This window comes from Arthrobacter sp. ISL-69 (assembly GCF_018613775.1).
Taxonomy (GTDB): domain Bacteria; phylum Actinomycetota; class Actinomycetes; order Actinomycetales; family Micrococcaceae; genus Arthrobacter.
Window position 1 is genome coordinate 138,483 of the sequence record NZ_JAGGPO010000011.1, and the last position, 16,207, is coordinate 154,689.

General features: G+C 67.8%; 17 protein-coding genes. 3 read left to right on the forward strand and 14 right to left on the reverse strand.

Annotation, left to right across the window (positions count from 1 at the left end):
• Positions 1 to 6: 6 nt before the first annotated feature.
• The 13 genes from J7I79_RS07215 to J7I79_RS07275 form a co-directional block, all read right to left on the reverse strand.
• Positions 7 to 936, reverse strand: coding sequence for a pantoate--beta-alanine ligase (locus J7I79_RS07215; protein ID WP_214951788.1), 930 nt, complete (start codon positions 934 to 936; stop codon positions 7 to 9).
• Position 937: 1 nt separating this feature from the next.
• Complete coding sequence (locus J7I79_RS07220; protein WP_214951790.1) at positions 938 to 1,858, reverse strand: Rossmann-like and DUF2520 domain-containing protein; 921 nt, start codon at positions 1,856 to 1,858, stop codon at positions 938 to 940.
• The gene (locus J7I79_RS07225; protein WP_214951792.1) at positions 1,851 to 3,428 is read right to left on the reverse strand and encodes a PH domain-containing protein; all 1,578 of its coding nucleotides are present in this window, start codon (positions 3,426 to 3,428) and stop codon (positions 1,851 to 1,853) included. The genes J7I79_RS07220 and J7I79_RS07225 overlap by 8 nt, the downstream gene beginning before the upstream one ends.
• A 50-nt stretch (positions 3,429 to 3,478) precedes the next feature.
• Positions 3,479 to 3,991: a PH domain-containing protein gene (locus J7I79_RS07230; protein WP_214951794.1), complete on the reverse strand. Its 513-nt coding sequence runs from the start codon at positions 3,989 to 3,991 to the stop codon at positions 3,479 to 3,481.
• The gene (locus tag J7I79_RS07235; protein ID WP_214951795.1) at positions 3,972 to 4,499 is read right to left on the reverse strand and encodes a DUF3180 domain-containing protein; all 528 of its coding nucleotides are present in this window, start codon (positions 4,497 to 4,499) and stop codon (positions 3,972 to 3,974) included. Before J7I79_RS07235 ends, J7I79_RS07230 begins: the two co-directional genes overlap by 20 nt.
• A 3-nt stretch (positions 4,500 to 4,502) precedes the next feature.
• On the reverse strand, positions 4,503 to 5,057 hold the full coding sequence (gene folK, locus J7I79_RS07240) for a 2-amino-4-hydroxy-6-hydroxymethyldihydropteridine diphosphokinase (RefSeq protein WP_214951797.1): 555 nt from the start codon (positions 5,055 to 5,057) through the stop codon (positions 4,503 to 4,505).
• Entirely contained in the window at positions 5,054 to 5,413 is a 360-nt protein-coding gene (folB, locus tag J7I79_RS07245; RefSeq protein WP_214951799.1) for a dihydroneopterin aldolase, read from the reverse strand. The genes folK and folB overlap by 4 nt, the downstream gene beginning before the upstream one ends.
• A gap of 13 nt (positions 5,414 to 5,426) precedes the next feature.
• Positions 5,427 to 6,362, reverse strand: coding sequence for a dihydropteroate synthase (gene folP / locus J7I79_RS07250; RefSeq protein WP_214951801.1), 936 nt, complete (start codon positions 6,360 to 6,362; stop codon positions 5,427 to 5,429).
• An 11-nt stretch (positions 6,363 to 6,373) separates the two neighbouring features.
• Positions 6,374 to 7,027: a GTP cyclohydrolase I FolE gene (gene folE / locus J7I79_RS07255; protein ID WP_214951803.1), complete on the reverse strand. Its 654-nt coding sequence runs from the start codon at positions 7,025 to 7,027 to the stop codon at positions 6,374 to 6,376.
• Between the two features lie 9 nt (positions 7,028 to 7,036).
• Entirely contained in the window at positions 7,037 to 9,106 is a 2,070-nt protein-coding gene (gene ftsH, locus J7I79_RS07260) for an ATP-dependent zinc metalloprotease FtsH (RefSeq protein WP_214951805.1), read from the reverse strand.
• Positions 9,107 to 9,312: 206 nt separating this feature from the next.
• Positions 9,313 to 9,864, reverse strand: a complete 552-nt coding sequence (gene hpt / locus J7I79_RS07265) for a hypoxanthine phosphoribosyltransferase (protein WP_011690021.1) — start codon at positions 9,862 to 9,864, stop codon at positions 9,313 to 9,315.
• 29 nt (positions 9,865 to 9,893) lie between these two features.
• On the reverse strand, positions 9,894 to 10,955 hold the full coding sequence (tilS, locus tag J7I79_RS07270) for a tRNA lysidine(34) synthetase TilS (protein ID WP_214951807.1): 1,062 nt from the start codon (positions 10,953 to 10,955) through the stop codon (positions 9,894 to 9,896).
• Positions 10,956 to 11,024: 69 nt separating this feature from the next.
• Positions 11,025 to 12,140 (reverse strand): zinc-dependent metalloprotease, encoded by a 1,116-nt coding sequence (locus J7I79_RS07275; protein ID WP_214952069.1) that lies wholly within the window; start codon positions 12,138 to 12,140, stop codon positions 11,025 to 11,027.
• Between the two features lie 117 nt (positions 12,141 to 12,257).
• Here J7I79_RS07275 and J7I79_RS07280 point away from each other — a divergent pair, with 117 nt between their 5' ends.
• Positions 12,258 to 12,539: a hypothetical protein gene (locus J7I79_RS07280; RefSeq protein ID WP_214951809.1), complete on the forward strand. Its 282-nt coding sequence runs from the start codon at positions 12,258 to 12,260 to the stop codon at positions 12,537 to 12,539.
• Here J7I79_RS07280 and dacB read toward each other — a convergent pair.
• On the reverse strand, positions 12,536 to 14,113 hold the full coding sequence (gene dacB / locus J7I79_RS07285) for a D-alanyl-D-alanine carboxypeptidase/D-alanyl-D-alanine-endopeptidase (protein WP_214951812.1): 1,578 nt from the start codon (positions 14,111 to 14,113) through the stop codon (positions 12,536 to 12,538). The two genes, J7I79_RS07280 and dacB, sit on opposite strands and share 4 nt — an antisense overlap.
• Before the next feature lie 150 nt (positions 14,114 to 14,263).
• Between dacB and J7I79_RS07290 the strand changes: the two genes are divergently transcribed.
• On the forward strand, positions 14,264 to 14,752 hold the full coding sequence (locus J7I79_RS07290; RefSeq protein WP_104175602.1) for an inorganic diphosphatase: 489 nt from the start codon (positions 14,264 to 14,266) through the stop codon (positions 14,750 to 14,752).
• Between the two features lie 122 nt (positions 14,753 to 14,874).
• Positions 14,875 to 16,200: a carboxylesterase family protein gene (locus J7I79_RS07295; RefSeq protein WP_214951813.1), complete on the forward strand. Its 1,326-nt coding sequence runs from the start codon at positions 14,875 to 14,877 to the stop codon at positions 16,198 to 16,200.
• The last annotated feature ends 7 nt before the right edge of the window (positions 16,201 to 16,207 follow it).

Consider the following 16,207-nt stretch of genomic DNA (forward strand, 5'->3'; position numbering starts at 1 on the left):
GGCGGGTCATGAGTTCAGCGGCACGTTGTCGATCAGCCGGACCGGCCCCACCTTCGCCGCAATGATTGCCAGGCCTTCGCCACGGAACGGCGTCTCCTTGCAGTTCTCGGCCAAGGGATCCAAGGTGTCCGGGTCCACCACGTCGAAGTAGTCCAGTCCCACCAGCGGCTGGGATTCCACCAGCGCCTCGGCGGACTCAAGGTCGAGCGGTTCGTGGGCGTTGGCCCGCTCTTCGAGGAGCCGCAGGGCTCGGGACAGCACCAGGGCGGCCTCGCGCTCCTCCCCGGAAAGGAACCTGTTCCGGCTGCTCAGGGCCAGGCCGTCCGCGGACCGCACCGTGGGAACCGCAACGATCTCCACGGGGAAATTTAGGTCAGCCACCATCCGGCGCACCAGCGTTAGCTGCTGGGCGTCCTTCTGGCCGAAGTAGGCGCGGTACGCGGGCAGGCCCGCGCCGGCGCCGGTCACGAAGGCGCCGCCGCCTGACAGTCCGGCACCCGGAAACCCGTAATGCAGAAGCTTGGCCACGACAGTCAGGGCTCCGTCGAAGTGGCCGGGGCGGGAGGCGCCTTCCCATTTCTCGGCCAGGCGGCCCGCAGTGACACGGACCAGGGGCTCGCCGCCCGGATAGACCTCCTCCACCGACGGCGCGAACACCAGGTCCACCCCCTCCGCGTCAAGGAGCTCCATGTCCGCTTCGAGGGTCCGGGGGTACCGGTCCAGGTCCACGGCCTCGCCGAACTGCAGCGGATTGACGAAGATACTGGCCACCACAACGTCGTTTTCTTCGACGGCTGTGCGCGCCAGGCTGGCGTGGCCTTCGTGCAGGGCGCCCATGGTGGGAACGAGGCCTTGCGACGAACCCTGTTTTTCCGTCAGCAGCCGTGCGCTTTCGGCCCGCAGCTGCGCCGCGGTGGTCACGAGTTTGATCGTCAAGTCAGTTTCCTCCAGGGGCCAGCGGCCCGTCGTTGTCCGTGCCGTCCAAGGCCGCGCGGATCGCATCCAGCTGCTCCGGCTTCAACAGCCCCCGGTTCACGGCGCGGCGCGCGGTGGCCCGCGCCATGGCCAGGTAAGCCTCCAGAATATCGCCGCCGGCACCGGCGTCGTGTTCCCGCAGCGCTTCGGCGTGCGCGGCAACCGTGCCAACATCGCCGCGGGCCACGGGCCCGGTCAGGGCTGTCTCGCCGGAGGCAAGCGCGTTCTCCAGCGTGGCCCGGAGGAGCGGCCCCAGCATGCGCTCAGGGGCTTCGACGCCTACTTCGCGGAGCAGCTGCGAGGCCTGGGCGACGAGGGTGACCAAATGGTTCGAGCTGTGGGCCAGGGCCGCGTGGTACTGGGTGCGGTCGCCTTCGGCGATGGCCACCGGCTCGGCGCCCATCTCCACCACCAGGGCCTGGGCGATCGGCAGCATGGCGGCATCTGCCGTGACGCCGAACGTGCAGTCCAGCAGGCGCGTGAGGTCCAGGCTCATGCCGGTGAAGGTCATCGCCGGGTGCAGGGCGAGCGGGACCGCGCCTGCGGCCCGCACCGGGTGCAGGATCCCCACGCCGAAGCGGCCCGACGTGTGGGCCACGAGCTGCCCCGGCTGCCAGGCCCCCAGCTTTGCGAGGCCTTGCACGAGTCCGCCGAGGGCGTCGTCCGGCACCGCCAGCAGCACCAGCTCGGACCGTTCCACGATGTCCTGCACGTCGAGCACCGGAACGCCGGGCAACAGGGTTTCGGCGCGTTCCCGGCTTGCGTCCGAGACCGCAGAAACCCCGACGACGGCGTGCTCGGCAGCGCGGAGCGCCGCACCGAGGACTGCGCCCACCTTGCCGGCACCGATGATTCCGACGCCGAGGCGTCCCGGCTTAGCCATGCTGCGGGCCCTCCTGGTGGTTCTGTGGGTGATCGGGTTCGGCCGCCGGGGCGACCTGCGCCAGCCATTGCTCGCTGGTCTGCCGTTTGCGGGCTTCCCTGGCGCGGGCGGCCTGCGCGTCGAACAGCGCACGGGCTTCGTCCAGTCCGGCCTGGATGACCCGGGGCGACACCGGGCCGGCTGTGGTGTGCAGGACCAGGTCCGCGACGCGGAAGCGGCGAGCCAGCGGACCCTGGTGCAGGGCCATCGACTGCGTGCGCTGATGGGGAACCACTACCAGCTCGCGCCACAGGCGGCCGGAGCGGATCAGCAGCGCCGTGTCAGTGGCCGTGAAGCCGTTGCGGCGCCAGCCCAGCGGAGCCAGCAGCCGCACACGGCGCGGACTGGTGACGAACCCGCTGTCCGGTTCCCCTGCTTCGGCTGCCTCCGCGGCGGCCGGCTGGCCTGCGGGACCGGACCGGTCGGCCGGAACAATGCCGGTCAGGCCGGCCGCAAAGACGCGTGCCGGATCCTGCGTCCCCGGGTCCGGGAGCACCAGCGACAGCATCCGCATGACGTCGGCCAGGACGCCCACCGGGAGAAGCGTGGTGCGTGAGGCGCCCTCGCCATTGCTACCGGGACCCCCGTAACCGGCCACGTTCACCTGCATCCGGTACCAGCCGAAGATCCGCCACAGCGGCGGCTGCGTGACCTTCAGGGCCTGGATCCGGCCGGGCGGGAGGGTCTGCGCCTGCGTATCCAGCAGCCCGTAGCGGAGCCGGATGCCGTCCGGCGAAATGGCGGCAGTGAAGTTGTAGCCCTTGTTGAACGATCCCCAGTAAGCGGCGGCCAGGCCGAGGGCGGCCGGGATCAGGTAGAAGTAGAACCCGCGGTTGTCCGTGACGGTTGACAGCACCACGGACGCCACCGCGCCGACCACCACGAAGAAACTCTGCTCACTCAGCAGCAACGATCCGATGAGGCGCGACGGCGGGACGGACAGGACGGGAAATTCCGGAGCCTCAGGCAGGGCTTCGTCGGGGCGCTCCGGATCGGGTTCCAGCCCGGCCGCCCGGGCCAGGATGGTGGCCCGCAGCTGGCGGGCGTCGTCGATCCGGAGGTAGGCGAGGCGCACGGCTGATTCGCCGGCGTCGGCCACCTCGAACTTGAGTTCGGCAAGGCCGAAGATCCTGGCCAGCAGCGGCTGCACGATGTCGATGGCCTGAACGCGGTCAAGCCGCGCCTGGCGCTGCTGCTTGAACAGGCAGCCGGTGTTCACCCGGACGTAGCCCTCGGCAACCTGGTAGCGGGTGAAGTACCACGTCAGGATGAACCCCAGCACGGACAGGACGAGGACCAGCCCGCCGCCGGCGATCAGGAACGGCACCCGCCCGGAATACATCTCGTCCATGAGGGGCCGGCCCTGCAGCATCCGTTCGAAGGTGTCGCGGCCGAAGAAGAAGCCGATGGCGGCCAGCGCCACCCAGCCTCGGATGAACGGTGACGCGGGATGCACGCGCAGCCACTCGCCCTCGGGCTTAGTGGAAGCCTGCCCGGCGGGTCCATCGCCGGCGGGAGCACTTCCTCCCATGGGCCTGCCGGCCGTTCCGGCTCCGTCAGAGGTCACAGCGCGGTCAGAGGTCACAGCCCGGCCAGCCGTGCCGCGCCCCGGGCGGAAAGCTGCTCGCGGAGCCGTGCCCCCTCGTCAGACGGCAGGCCGGGGATCTCCGCGTTGGTGCCGGCCGAGGCGGTGTGCAGCTTCAACGTGCACAGGCCGAGGCCGCGTTCCACCGGCCCGACGCCGATGTCCACGTACTGCATCCGGCCGTAGGGAACCACCAGCGTGCGCTGGAAGAAGATGCCGCTGCGGATCAGGAGGTCGTCGTCGCGCTCGGCATAACCGATGGCCCGCACCTGCCGCGGAATAAGCAGCAGCCGCCAGACAGCCAAAAGCAGCATGAACGCCGGGACGGTGATGGCCAGCCAGCGCGGAACCCAGTCCCACCAGCCCACCAGCGTGAACACCAGCGGCAGCGAGAGCAGCGCCACGGCGATCAGGTTCCCGATCGCCCACTCGACCAGCCGGACCGTCACGTATTTGGGCGACACCCGGAGCCAGGAAATTCCGGGCGGATCAATCGCCTCTGTAGGCATATTCGCCTTCCCCCTTGGGTTTGCGGGCGCCCCTGCCGGGCATTCCCGGTGCACCGTCGGCGTCGCCGTCTTCCGGCGGAATCCGGCAGAAGCGTTCCACGACAAGCCCCACGATGATCATGGCCAGTCCCCCGCCGGCCATGGACAGGGCCAGCCAAGTGATTCCCTGGTCGCTGCGCAGGTTCCAGAGCCGCAGCAGGTCCAGGAAAATCCCTGCATGCCAGCCCAGCAGCACACTTCCGGTGTAGGCGCAGGCCTGGGCGAGGACGAGGGTCCATGCGGCCAGGATGGGGTTCAGCATTTTCTTTTTCTTGCCGTTCCGCCAGCGCAGGACGCGGATCCCCAGGATCAGCGTGAGCGCCGCGATCACTCCCATGGTCACCAGGCCGGTCTGGGGCAGCACCGGGGTGGCCAGGCCGTAGCGGGTGGTCATGACCGCCGCGAACCAGCCGGCAATGGCCAGGATCAGCCCCACAACGATCAGCAGGAAGGGATTGACTGGTTTCACGGGCTACTCCACCGCTCCGGCAGTGGGCAGTCCGTCGAAGTCCCCGAAGCCGTCAAACGGCGCCAGGTCCGGGAAATCAGCGGCCTTGGCCGCCAGCTCGGCCACCCGCACGCCGTTGAGTTCGGCGGCGGGGTCGATGAGCGACCAGGGGTACAGCACAAAGGCCCGCTCGGCCGCGCGCGGATGCGGCAGGGTCAGGGTGGGATCGGAGCTCTCCACATCGGCGTAGGTGATGATGTCCACGTCCAGGGTCCGCGGTCCCCAGCGGACCTCGCGCACCCTGTGGTGCTTGTTTTCGACGGCCTGGCAATGGCGCAGCAGTTCCATTGGCGGCAGCGACGTCTCCACCGTGATCACCATGTTCAGGAAGTCGGGCTGGCCCTCGGGGCCGCCCACGGCCTTGGTCTGGACCACCGGGGACACCGCGGTCAGCCGCACTTCCGGCCGGTCCACGAGGTCGGCGACGGCGGTGGACAGCGTGTCGTTCCGCTCCCCCAGATTGCTGCCGAGCGCCAGGACGGCACGGACATACGGGTTGTTCGAATACGGGGGGTTCATGACCGCCGCCGATGCACGCTGACGGACACGTCGCCGAACTCAACCTCGATGGGCGCCTTGGGTTTGTGCACAGTGATGTCCACAGCGGCCAGCGGGAACTCCTTCAGGAGGTCGTCGGCGATGCGCACGGCAAGGGCCTCGATCAGGTTCAGTGGCTCGCCGGTGATCCAGTGCTTGATGCGTTCGGCCACCTCGCCATAATGCGCGGTGTCCAGTACGTCATCCGACGCGGCGGCCTTGGTGAAATCCAGGTGCAGCACGGCATCAACGATGAACGGCTGGCCGTTGCGGCGTTCGAAATCGAACACCCCGTGATGGCCGACGGCGGTAACACCGCTCAGCGTGATTGTGTCCATCGTGGCTGCCTGCCTAGTTGGTGGGGCTGGTGTCGCCGAGCGGTCCGGGAGACATCCGTGCGGCAACCTTGACGGCGTCAAGGCTGGGTCCGACGTCGTGCACCCGGACGGCCCATGCGCCGCGTGCGGCGCTGATGGACGTGATGGCGGCAGTCGCGTGGTCCCGTTCCTCCGGGGCCGCAGCTTTGCCTGCAACGGACAGGAGCGTGCCGAGGAAGCGCTTGCGGGAAGCCCCCACCAAAATCCTGTGGCCGAGGGCCTCCAGCGGTCCCATATTCCGCAGGAGTTCCCAGTTCTGCCCGTCGTTCTTGGAGAAGCCCAGGCCGGGGTCCACGATGATCTGCTCCGGTGCCACCCCGGCCGCGTACAGCTTGTCCCGCACGCCCACCAGTTCGGCGGCGACTTCTTCCGCCACGTTGCCGTAGTCAGTGAGCGAGTTCATGGTCTTGGCGTCGCCGCGGCGGTGGGTCAGGACGTACGGCGCGCCGGTGCGCGCCACCAGTTCGGCCATCTCGGGCTCAACCGTCAGCCCGGAGACGTCGTTGATGATGGTTGCGCCGGCCTTGAGGGCAGCAGCCGCGGTTGCAGCGTGGGTGGTGTCGATGCTGACCAGGGCGCCGGCTTTGACCATGGCCTCGACGACCGGCAGCACGCGCCGCAGTTCCTCTTCGGGGCTGACTTCCTCCGCACCGGGCCGCGTGGATTCACCGCCGACGTCGATGATGTCGGCGCCGGCGTAGAACATCCGGAGGCCGGCCGCGATGGCGGTGTCCGGCGTCGGGTGCTTGCCGCCATCGCTGAAGGAATCGGGGGTGACGTTCAGGATGCCCATCACCAGCGTGCGGTCCTTGGGGAGATCTTCAAACTTGGCTGCCGGCCGCGGTTTACGCAGGACTGGCAAGGGGTTTGTTGCGGGTCCGGTTCCAGGAGCTGCAGCGAGGGAGTCCATAGTCTGTTTTATTACCTTCCGAGAATGAGGCTCATGGCTTCGGCGCGGGTGGCCGGGTCATGCAGTTGACCGCGCACGGCACTCGTGACGGTCTTGGCGCCGGGCTTGCGGATACCGCGCATGGACATGCACAGGTGTTCGCATTCGATGACCACGATCGCACCGCGCGGCTTGAGGTGCGTTACGAGTGCTTCGACGATCTGGGTGGTGAGACGCTCCTGCACCTGCGGCCGCTTGGCGAACATGTCCACCAGCCTGGCCAGTTTGCTCAGCCCGGTGACCTTGCCGTCATGCGACGGGATGTAGCCAACGTGCGCCACTCCGTGGAACGGCACCAGGTGATGCTCGCAGGTGGAGTAGAACGGAATGTCCTTGACCAGGACCAGCTCTTCGTGGTCCAGGTCAAAGGTGGTGGACAGGATTTCCGCGGGGTCGTGGTGCAGGCCCGCGAAGACCTCCGCGTAGGCCTTGGCCACCCTTTTGGGGGTGTCCAAGAGCCCGCCGCGGTCCGGGTCCTCACCAATGGCCAGCAGGATTTCCCGCACGGCCGCCTCGATCCGCCGGCGGTCAACCTTGTTATCCGAACGCCGCGAGGAGCTGCGGGATGAACTGCCAGTTGAGGGATCGGCGGTGGCGGAAACGTCGTCGTCGTCGAAATGATTCACAGCAGAAGCTTATCCGTGATGCGGTCCGTCGGCGCCGACGTCCGTAACACCGCCCCCGAAGGTCTCATGACTTGCAACGCCCTGCGGGTGCGGCGGCTGCGCGTCCAGCGGTTCCTCCAGCCGGGCTTCCTTGGCCTCTTCCTGGGCTTCACGTTCGGCCTTTTCGAGGCGGGACTCCACGGGACCTGCGCTCTGCACCGGACGGGTTTCCTTGGACAGCCACACTTCGCGGAAGTCGCGCTTGCGGATGTCCCGGAAGACGTGCGCAATCTCAGCCTGGTTCAGGGTTTCACGCTCAAGGAGCTCGAGGGCCAGCGAATCCAGGATGTCGCGGTTTTCGGTGAGGATCGCGTACGCCTCGTCATGGGCCTGGTCGATCAGGCGGCGCACTTCCTCGTCCACGATGTAGGCGATCTGGTCCGAGTAGTTGCGCTCGTGGCCGGCGTCGCGGCCCAGGAACGGCTCGCCGCCGCCCTGGCCGAGGCGGACGGCACCGACGCGTTCGCTCATGCCGAATTCCGTGACCATCTTGCGGGCGGTCGAGGTGGCCTTCTCGATGTCGTTGGAGGCGCCGGTGGACGGATCGTGGAAGACGATCTCCTCCGCCACCCGGCCGCCCATGGCGTACGCCATCTGGTCCAGCAGTTCGTTGCGGGTAATGGAATACTTGTCGTTCTCCGGAACCACCATGGTGTAGCCCAGGGCACGGCCGCGGGGCAGGATGGTGATCTTGGTGACCGGGGCGGAATTCCGCAGGGCGGCCGCCACCAGGGCGTGTCCGCCTTCGTGGTAAGCCGTGATCTTGCGCTCGTGTTCCTTCATGACCCGGCTGCGCTTCTGCGGACCCGCCATCACGCGGTCGATGGCTTCATCGAGGGCGCGGTCGTCAATCAGGTTGGCGTTGGACCGGGCCGTCAGCAGCGCGGCTTCGTTGAGGACGTTCGCCAGGTCCGCGCCGGTGTAGCCGGGAGTCTTCTTGGCAACGGCCTTCAGGTCTACGCCGGGAGCCATCGGCTTGCCCTTGGCGTGGACCTGCAGGATCTGGTCGCGGCCCACGAGGTCCGGGGCTTCAACTGTGATCTGGCGGTCGAAGCGGCCCGGACGCAGGAGTGCCGGGTCCAGGACGTCGGGACGGTTGGTGGCGGCGATCAGGATGACGTTGGTCTTGACGTCGAAGCCGTCCATCTCAACCAGCAGCTGGTTGAGGGTCTGCTCGCGTTCGTCGTTGCCGCCGCCGATGCCGGCACCGCGGTGACGGCCGACGGCGTCGATCTCGTCCACGAAGATGATGGCCGGAGAGCTGGCCTTGGCCTGCTCGAAGAGGTCGCGGACACGGGATGCACCCACGCCGACGAACATTTCGACGAAGTCGGAACCCGAGATGGAGAAGAAAGGCACTCCCGCTTCACCGGCGACAGCGCGGGCCAGCAGGGTCTTGCCGGTGCCGGGAGGGCCGTAGAGCAGCACGCCCTTGGGAATCTTGGCGCCCACGGCCTGGAACTTGGCCGGTTCCTGGAGGAATTCCTTGATTTCCTGGAGTTCCTCCACGGCCTCGTCCGCGCCGGCGACATCGTTGAACGTCACCTGGGGCATGTCCTTGTTGACCAGCTTGGCCTTGGACTTGCCGAACTGCATGATCTTGGATCCGCCGCCCTGCATGCGTGAGAGCAGGAACCAGAAGAGGACGCCCAGCAGGAGCACGGGGACCAGCAGGGAGAACAGCCCGGAGAACCAGTTGTTTTCGATTGGCTGGTCGGTGAAGCCGCTGGAGGGGTTGGCGTCCGTGACTGCCTTGACCACGTCCGCGGCGCGGGCATTGACGAAGAAGAACTGGACGTTCTTGCCCTTGTCCTGCCCGTCGATGACCAGGTTGTCCTTGAGGACCAGGTCAACGCGGTTCTCCGCGTCGAAGATCTTGGCCTGTTCCACCTTGCCGCTGTCCGCGAGGAGCTCGAGGCCCGGTTTCGTGTCAATCCGGGTTGACCCGCCGGGAGCGAGCGTGGCAAAGGCCAGCAGGAGCATTCCGACCACAACTACGATCCAGATGCCCGGGCCCTTGAAGAAACTCTTAGCTTTCATCTGATCGGGGGCTGGCCCCGTCCCTCCTGGTAGTGCTGCACGGCGACTGGTCTGCGCGCGTGTGGTGCTGCGTCAGCTTCTAGCTATACACCGTTCGGAGTGATTCACGCACGATGCAGTGCAAAAGTTCCCTCTAGGCGTAGCGGGGCGGGGCCGCGGCCCGTTGCGGGGCCCGGCCGGGCCGGGAGGGAGCCCGGTAAATGCGCCTATTCGTAGACGTGGGGCGCCAGCGTGCCCACGAAGTCCAGGTTGCGGTATTTCTCGGCGTAGTCCAGGCCGTAGCCGACGACGAATTCGTTCGGGATGTCGTAGCCGACGTACTTGACGTCGATCTGGACCTTGGCGGCCGTGGGCTTGCGGAAGGCGGTGCAGATTTCCACCGAGGCGGTGCCGCGGGATTCTAGGTTGGTCTTGAGCCAGGACAGCGTCAGGCCGGAATCGATGATGTCCTCGACGATCAGCACGTCCTTGCCCATGAGGTCCGTGTCGAGGTCCTTGAGGATGCGCACAACGCCGGAGGACTGGGTCCCGGAACCGTAGGAGGACACTGCCATCCAGTCCATGGAAACGTGGCTGTGAAGTGCCCGTGCCAGGTCTGCCATGACCATGACTGCGCCCTTCAAAACGCCGACGATGAGGAGCTCCCGGCCCTCGTAGTCCTTGTCAATCTGTGCAGCGAGCTCGGTAATCCGCTGCTGGATCTGATCCTTGGTGTAGAGAACGTGCTTGAGGTCTGCCTGGACGTCGTTTGAATCCACCAATGGCTCCTGTGTAGATGCGGGTGGGACTATTTTTGGGGCGGCTGTTGAGGCCGGAATACTAGCTTCCCACAGCGTGCGGCTCCGCGGGGACCGCCGGTGGCAGCATCCCGCGCAGGGTCCGGCTGATTCTGCCCTTCGCCGGCGAGGATCTGCGCCAGCGAAAGCCGGTAGGCGTTCACTCCGCCGGGAAGTTCAACGGGGCCGGCGGAACCCTGCCGGCGCAGGAGCGCCTCCGCGGCGAGCAGCCGCTGATAGCTGGGTTGCTGGCCTCCGACGGCGGCGGCTGCCTTGGCGATGACCCGGAACCGGATGGCGGGGGCCAGTTCGCCCAGCGCTGTTTCGGGCAGGCTGATTTCGGTGTCCGACTGCTCCGCCAGCTGCTCGTACGTGCTGTTCGCCACGTCGTCGAGGTAGTCGGCGTCCAGCTGCAGGATGGCGGCCGTCCTGGCGAGGGATTCAGCGACGCCGGGACCGAGCTTTTCCTCCAGCATGGGCAGGACCTCCACGCGCGTGCGGGAGCGGGCGAAGGACGGGTCGGAGTTGCTGGGGTCGTGCCACGGATCCAGTCCCTCGACGTCGCAGATCTCGAGGGTGTCGGCACGGCGGAGGCCCAGGAACGGCCGCAGCAGGAGCCCGCGGACCGGCCGCATTCCTGCCAGCGAGCGTGTTCCGGAGCCGCGGGCGAGGCCGAGCAGCACTTGTTCCGCCTGGTCGTCCAGGGTGTGGCCGAGGAGGATCACGCCGGCACCGGCGTGGGCGGCAGCCTCCTCCAGGGCAGCGTGCCGCGCATCCCGTGCCGCGGCTTCGGGGCCAATCCCGGTGGACGCGACATCAACCCGCCGCACTTCCACCGGGGAGAGCCCCAGGTCCCGGAGGACGGCGGCGGTCTGGGCGGCGACGCCGGCGGAGCCGGGCTGCAGCTGGTGGTCGACGACGACGGCCCCCACCGAGACGGGGTGGCCGTCCACGTGGCCGCGGCGGCCGAAGTAGGACGCGATGGCCGCGAGGGCAAGGGAATCCGGGCCGCCGCTGCAGGCGACCAGCACCCGTTCGGGATAGCCGGCGTCGGCCAGGGCGTTCTGCAGCATTTTGCGCGCCTTGCCGACGACGGGCGACAGCCGGCCGGGCCGCCGTCGTCCGGTTGCAGGCTGGGACAACTAGAGCCCCATCCGCTCGAGCCAGAGCTTGGCGTCATGGATTTCCGGTTCCGTGGGGAGGTTCCCGGCGGATTCCCAGACCCGGTTGAAGCCTTCCATGCCGGCCACGTCCACCACGGCCCGGACAAACTTGGCGCCGTCCGTGTACTGGCGCATCTTGGCGTCGAGGCCCAGCAGGCTGCGGATGAATTTCTCCACGACGCCGCGGTCCTTGCCGCGGGCGTTGAAGCGCTGCCGGATGGTCTTGACGGACGGAACAATGCTGGCGTCCACCGCGTCCATGACCACGTTGGCGTGGCCTTCGAGCAGGCTCATCACGGCCGTCAGGTGCGAAAGCGAGGCCTTTTCCTCCGGGTCCTGGAGCAGGTCCAGGATGGCGCCGCGCCCCGGAGCTGTTCCGGCGGCCGTGCGGTCCTTGAGCGACCGTGCGGCGGCCGATGCCCGCGCGAGGAGGGTGTCGACGTTGCCCAGCAGGTGTTCGCTGAGGTTGTCGATTTCGTTCAGCATGTGGTGGCGCAGCCAGGGTGCGGCGGCGAACTGCACCCGGTGGGTCTGTTCGTGCAGGCAGACCCACAGCCGGAAGTCCTCGGGGGCAACGTTGAGTTCGCGCTCCACATGGACGATGTTCGGTGCCACCAGCAGGAGGCGTCCCGCAGCGGGGGCGGTGGAGTCTTCGGCGAGCGCCGAGAAGGGATCGTACTGGCCTAGGACCTTGCTGGACAGGAAGGCGAGCACGGCGCCCAGCTGGCTTCCGGTGATGGCTCCGCTCACGGCCAGCGCGCCGGGACTCATGGCCCCGCGCCGGCTTTCCAGCATCTTTTCCATGGCCGGTTTCAGCATGACGGCGAAGCTTTGGGTGTTGGCCCTGGCCCAGGAGGCGCGGTCCACCACCAGCACCGAGGAATCGCGGAGGTCGCGCGCCGCCTCAAGCCCGGTGATGTCGTGGACGTGCGGCACGGAAATGTCCGCCATGAGGCGCAGGTTCTCCACGGCCGCCCCGATTTCGGAGGACCCCAGCGAGGGGCCCGCCGGAGCCAGGCGGGCGGCTGTTGACGCTGCGAGCTCCCAGTTGATCAGTGCCTGGGCCTGTGCTGATGAATCGCCAGTTGACTCCATAGCGTCCATCAGATCACAGCACCCTGCGGTTGCGCCTTAAGTTCGCTGTCCGGCGAACCAGCGGCAGCCCGGACGCAACGCACAGGCACTGCACAGGATCGGAACAGAAGAACGCAAATGTCCCGGGCCAGAGTTGGTGCAGAAGTCCACACCACCGAGAAGAGTCCGATGATTGCGTACCGCCCGATCCCGCCGCTGAACCTGGGTAAGAGCAACAGCTGGAGGTCCGTCCTGTCCGCCGTCTTTATGGCGGCGCTGCTGGGTACCGCCGCGTTTGGCACTGCCGCGGAGGCAGCACCGGGGGCCGGGGTGCAGCTGAGTTCCGCTGCCGGTTCCGGTTCGGGTGATGCCGGCCTGGGTGATGCCGCGAGCGCCGGCGACGCAACGGCTCGCAGCTAGCGGCAGCCGCAGGAAGCCAGGACCGTCGCCGTGCGGTCCAGCGCCGGCTTGTTCCCCGCGGCGCCCGGCGCCAGTCCGTTCCCTATAAAGGAGAACACCAGAAGGCGGCCGTCGGCGTCCACAACATAGCCGCTCAGGGCAATCACGGAGTTCAGCGTCCCGGTCTTGGCCCGCACCAGTCCCGCGCCCCCCTCTGTGGACGCGTCCGTGTACCTGCTGCCGAGCGTGCCGGTGAGCCCTGCCACCGGAAAGCCGCCGATTGCGGCCCGCAGGCTGGGCTCGGAGCCGGAGGTAATGTCCCGGACAATTTCGGACAGCTGCCCAGCCGAGACCTGGTTGCCAAGGGACAGGCCCGAGACGTCCGCCACGCGGAGGCCGGCGGTGGGGATTCCCAGGTCCTTGACCTGCTGGTACACGGTGGCGGTGGCGCCGTCGTTACTGCCGGGCTGTCCCCCGGCGACGGCGGCCATCCGGCCCAGTACTTCGGCCAGATAGTTGTCCGAGGTCTGCAGCATAAGGTCCACCTGCTGGCGCAGTGTGGCGGACTGGACTTCGGCCAGCACCTGGCCCGGGCTGGTTACCGCAGCACCGCCGCCTCCAGCTGCCGCGCCGCCGTCGGCAGCATCACCGTCAGCAGCACCGCCGTCGGCCGCTTCTGCGGCGTCCGGTTCCGCGGCATCCGGCGCCTTGCCGCGCACGACGCCGGGAGTGACCGTCAGTCCGGCGGCGGCGCCCGCCGCTGTGAGGTGCGCGGAGAACGCCTCGGCGGCACTCATCGCGGCGTCCTGCGGGCGCGGCCCGGTGGTGACAGCGGGATCGTACCTGGCCGAGTTGAGGGCCAGCGGGAACAGCGGGGCCGTCTCGCCGGCAGCCACGTCTTCCGGGCTCCAGGTCGGGTTCAGGGCCGGACCGGTGAACAGGGAGTCGTCCAGCCGCATCTGCACCGGACCCTTGATGCCTTTTTCCTGCAGGGACTTAACCGTGAGCCGGGCAAGGGTTGCGAGCCCGGCGTGGCCCATCACATCGTCCTGGGATGACTCCCCTGCGCCGAGCAGCACGTCGCCGCCGCCGGCCAAGACCACCGATCCGGTTTCGGCGCCGGCCACCACCTTGGTATTGAAGCGATGGTCGGGTCCGAGGGCGCGGACAGCGGCGGCGGCGGTCAGGAGCTTCATGTTGGAGGCAGGGACCCTGCTCTCGGCCCCGCCACGGTCAAAGAGCACCTGGCCGGTGGCGGCGTCCTGCACCACACCGGTGAACGTTCCGCCGCCGTCGGTTTTCAGCGTGGCGTTGAGCTGGGCGGCGAGGGTGTCCGGCCAGGGAACTGGCGCCGAGTCTTTGAGGGGCGAGATGCCCTGGGGAAGGGAGAGGTCGCGCGGGACCTGCTGCCAGGCGGGAACAGCGGACTCCGTGGTTTCCGGTTCCGTGCCCCGGCCGGTGAAGGCGGGCACAACGAGTATGGCTGCCGGGACGGCGAGCGCGACGATCAGGACGGTCAGAAGTGCCAGAGGCAGGTGCCGCCTGATGATGGCGAACCAGGGATGGCTGGCCGCGCGGTTCATCATGCGTTTCATGCTGCTGTTGGTCCTTTAGTCCTGAAATGTCCCCGCTAGTTCATGAAACCTGGGCCTATCGCTATATCCTCAATAGTAGTCGGCGGCACCGACACTCCTTCAGTTGATGGTCCTGTGTGCCGCGAACACCCTGAAGTCGAGGAGCATTCCATGAAGCATGACGTGACAATCGAGATCCCCAAGGGATCACGCGTCAAGTACGAAGTCGACCACGAGACCGGCCGCGTCCGCCTGGACCGCGTCCTGTTCACCTCCATGCAGTACCCCACTCACTACGGTTTCTTCGAGAACACCCTCGGCGAAGACGGCGACCCGCTGGACGCACTGGTGCTCCTGCAGGACTTCGATCTGCACCCGGGCGTCATCGTTGAAGCGCGCCCCATCGGCGTATTCAACATGACGGACGACGGCGGCGGGGACGCCAAGGTCCTCTGCGTGCCCACCGACGCCCGCTTCGACCACATCAAAGAGGTCAGCGACGTCAGCGAATTCCTGATCAAGGAAATCGAGCACTTCTTCACGCGCTACAAGGACCTGGAGCCGGGCAAGTGGGTCAAGGCCGAAGGTTGGGGCGACCGCGCCGCTGCCGAAGCCGAGCTGGAGGCATCCATCAAGCGCTACGTTCCGACAGCGCACTAGTCCCCACCGCGCCAAGCGCGAACGGACACTTGAGGCCTCGAATCCGCCAGGATTTCGGGGCCTCAAGTGTCCGTTGGGCCGTTTCCAGGGGTGTGTCAGGAATTTGTGAAATTGTTGGGCTTGTGACTTCCAAGCCTTCCTTCAATCCTCCGTGCGGTCCCGTCTCCGGCTGGCGCGACGGCGACGTGCTGCGCGCCACCGGAGTCCCCTACGCCACGGCGGGCCGCTTCCAGCCGCCGGCCAGCGCACCCGACCGTACCGCGGCTTTTGACGCGACGTCGCCCGCCCCTGCCTGCCCACAGGGTCCGGTGCCGTTCCTGGACGACATCCTGGGCACCCGTTACGGCGAGCTCCCCGGCAGCGAGGACTGCCAGCGTCTCTCGATCACTATTCCGGCCGACCTCGCCGACGGTGAGCAGGTGCCCGTTATGGTCTGGCTCCACGGCGGGTCCTACACCTCCGGCTCCGGGGACCTGGCGATCTTCGACCCCAAGGCCCTGGTAGCCGAGAACCGGCTCATCGTCGTCTCCGTAACGTACCGGTTGGGACTGTTCGGGTATTTGGCAGCCGGAACAGGCCGGCCCGCGAATTTAGGCCTGTTGGACCAGCTTGAGGCGTTCCGGTGGGTGCAGCGCAATATCGGCGCCTTCGGCGGCGATCCGGAACGCGTCACCGCCTTCGGCCAGTCAGCGGGGGGCGACGCCGTCGCCCACCTCATGGCGACGCCGGAGGCGCCGTCACTGTTCCAGCGCGCCATCATCCAAAGCGCGCCCCTGGGAATCGCCAGGGGCCGGGCGAAAATGAACGCCGCCATGGGCGTCGCAGCGGAAGCCGTCACCGAGGACACCCCGGCCATGGATGTCGTCGCCATCGAGGACCATGTCTCCCAAGTGGCCCGGAAGTACGGGCTGATGGCCGCCATGCCGTTCGGCACCCAGTACGGGCACGCCCCGCTGCCGCCGGAACACGGCATCGAGGCAGCGTGGAACACCACCGCGCCGCACATCGAGGTGCTGATCGGCCACACCTCGGACGAGGCGCGCCTGTTCCTGCCGAGCAGTCCCCTGGCCAGCCGGCTGGCGAAGATCCCGGTCCTGGGCAAGGCGGTGGTTAACGGCATCAGCTGCGCCGTAACCGAAGCGGTCTATGGCCGGCCGGCCCGGAGGTTCGCCCGCCGACATGCCCGGGCGGGCGGCAAGGCGTACAGCTACGTGTTGTCCTGGGCGGCCCCGGGGAACTTCTACGGCGCCGCCCACACCGTTGATCTGCCCCTGCTGTTCGGAAACCAGCGGACCTGGGAGGGTGCCGGGTTGCTCGACGGCGCAACCTGGGACGAAATCAATGCCCAGGGCCGGGCCCTCCGCGCCACCTGGGCCCGGTTCGCCTACGGCAAAGGCCTCGAAAGCCGGGGAGAGCTTCCCTGCGCGCTCCGGTTCCGCGCCGTCTGAGCAGGTG

Bases quoted from the DNA above. Each gene is read 5' to 3' on its own strand.
- J7I79_RS07225 (WP_214951792.1), bottom strand. From the start codon at position 3,428: ATGGGAGGAAGTGCTCCCGCCGGCGATGGACCCGCCGGGCAGGCTTCC.
- ftsH (WP_214951805.1), bottom strand. From the start codon at position 9,106: ATGAAAGCTAAGAGTTTCTTCAAGGGCCCGGGCATCTGGATCGTAGTT.
- folP (WP_214951801.1), bottom strand. From the start codon at position 6,362: ATGGACTCCCTCGCTGCAGCTCCTGGAACCGGACCCGCAACAAACCCC.
- J7I79_RS07290 (WP_104175602.1), top strand. From the start codon at position 14,264: ATGAAGCATGACGTGACAATCGAGATCCCCAAGGGATCACGCGTCAAG.
- folB (WP_214951799.1), bottom strand. From the start codon at position 5,413: ATGGACACAATCACGCTGAGCGGTGTTACCGCCGTCGGCCATCACGGG.
- dacB (WP_214951812.1), bottom strand. From the start codon at position 14,113: ATGAAACGCATGATGAACCGCGCGGCCAGCCATCCCTGGTTCGCCATC.
- J7I79_RS07275 (WP_214952069.1), bottom strand. From the start codon at position 12,140: ATGGAGTCAACTGGCGATTCATCAGCACAGGCCCAGGCACTGATCAAC.
- tilS (WP_214951807.1), bottom strand. From the start codon at position 10,955: ATGCTGCAGAACGCCCTGGCCGACGCCGGCTATCCCGAACGGGTGCTG.
- folK (WP_214951797.1), bottom strand. From the start codon at position 5,057: ATGAACCCCCCGTATTCGAACAACCCGTATGTCCGTGCCGTCCTGGCG.
- J7I79_RS07220 (WP_214951790.1), bottom strand. From the start codon at position 1,858: ATGGCTAAGCCGGGACGCCTCGGCGTCGGAATCATCGGTGCCGGCAAG.
- J7I79_RS07230 (WP_214951794.1), bottom strand. From the start codon at position 3,991: ATGCCTACAGAGGCGATTGATCCGCCCGGAATTTCCTGGCTCCGGGTG.
- J7I79_RS07280 (WP_214951809.1), top strand. From the start codon at position 12,258: ATGTCCCGGGCCAGAGTTGGTGCAGAAGTCCACACCACCGAGAAGAGT.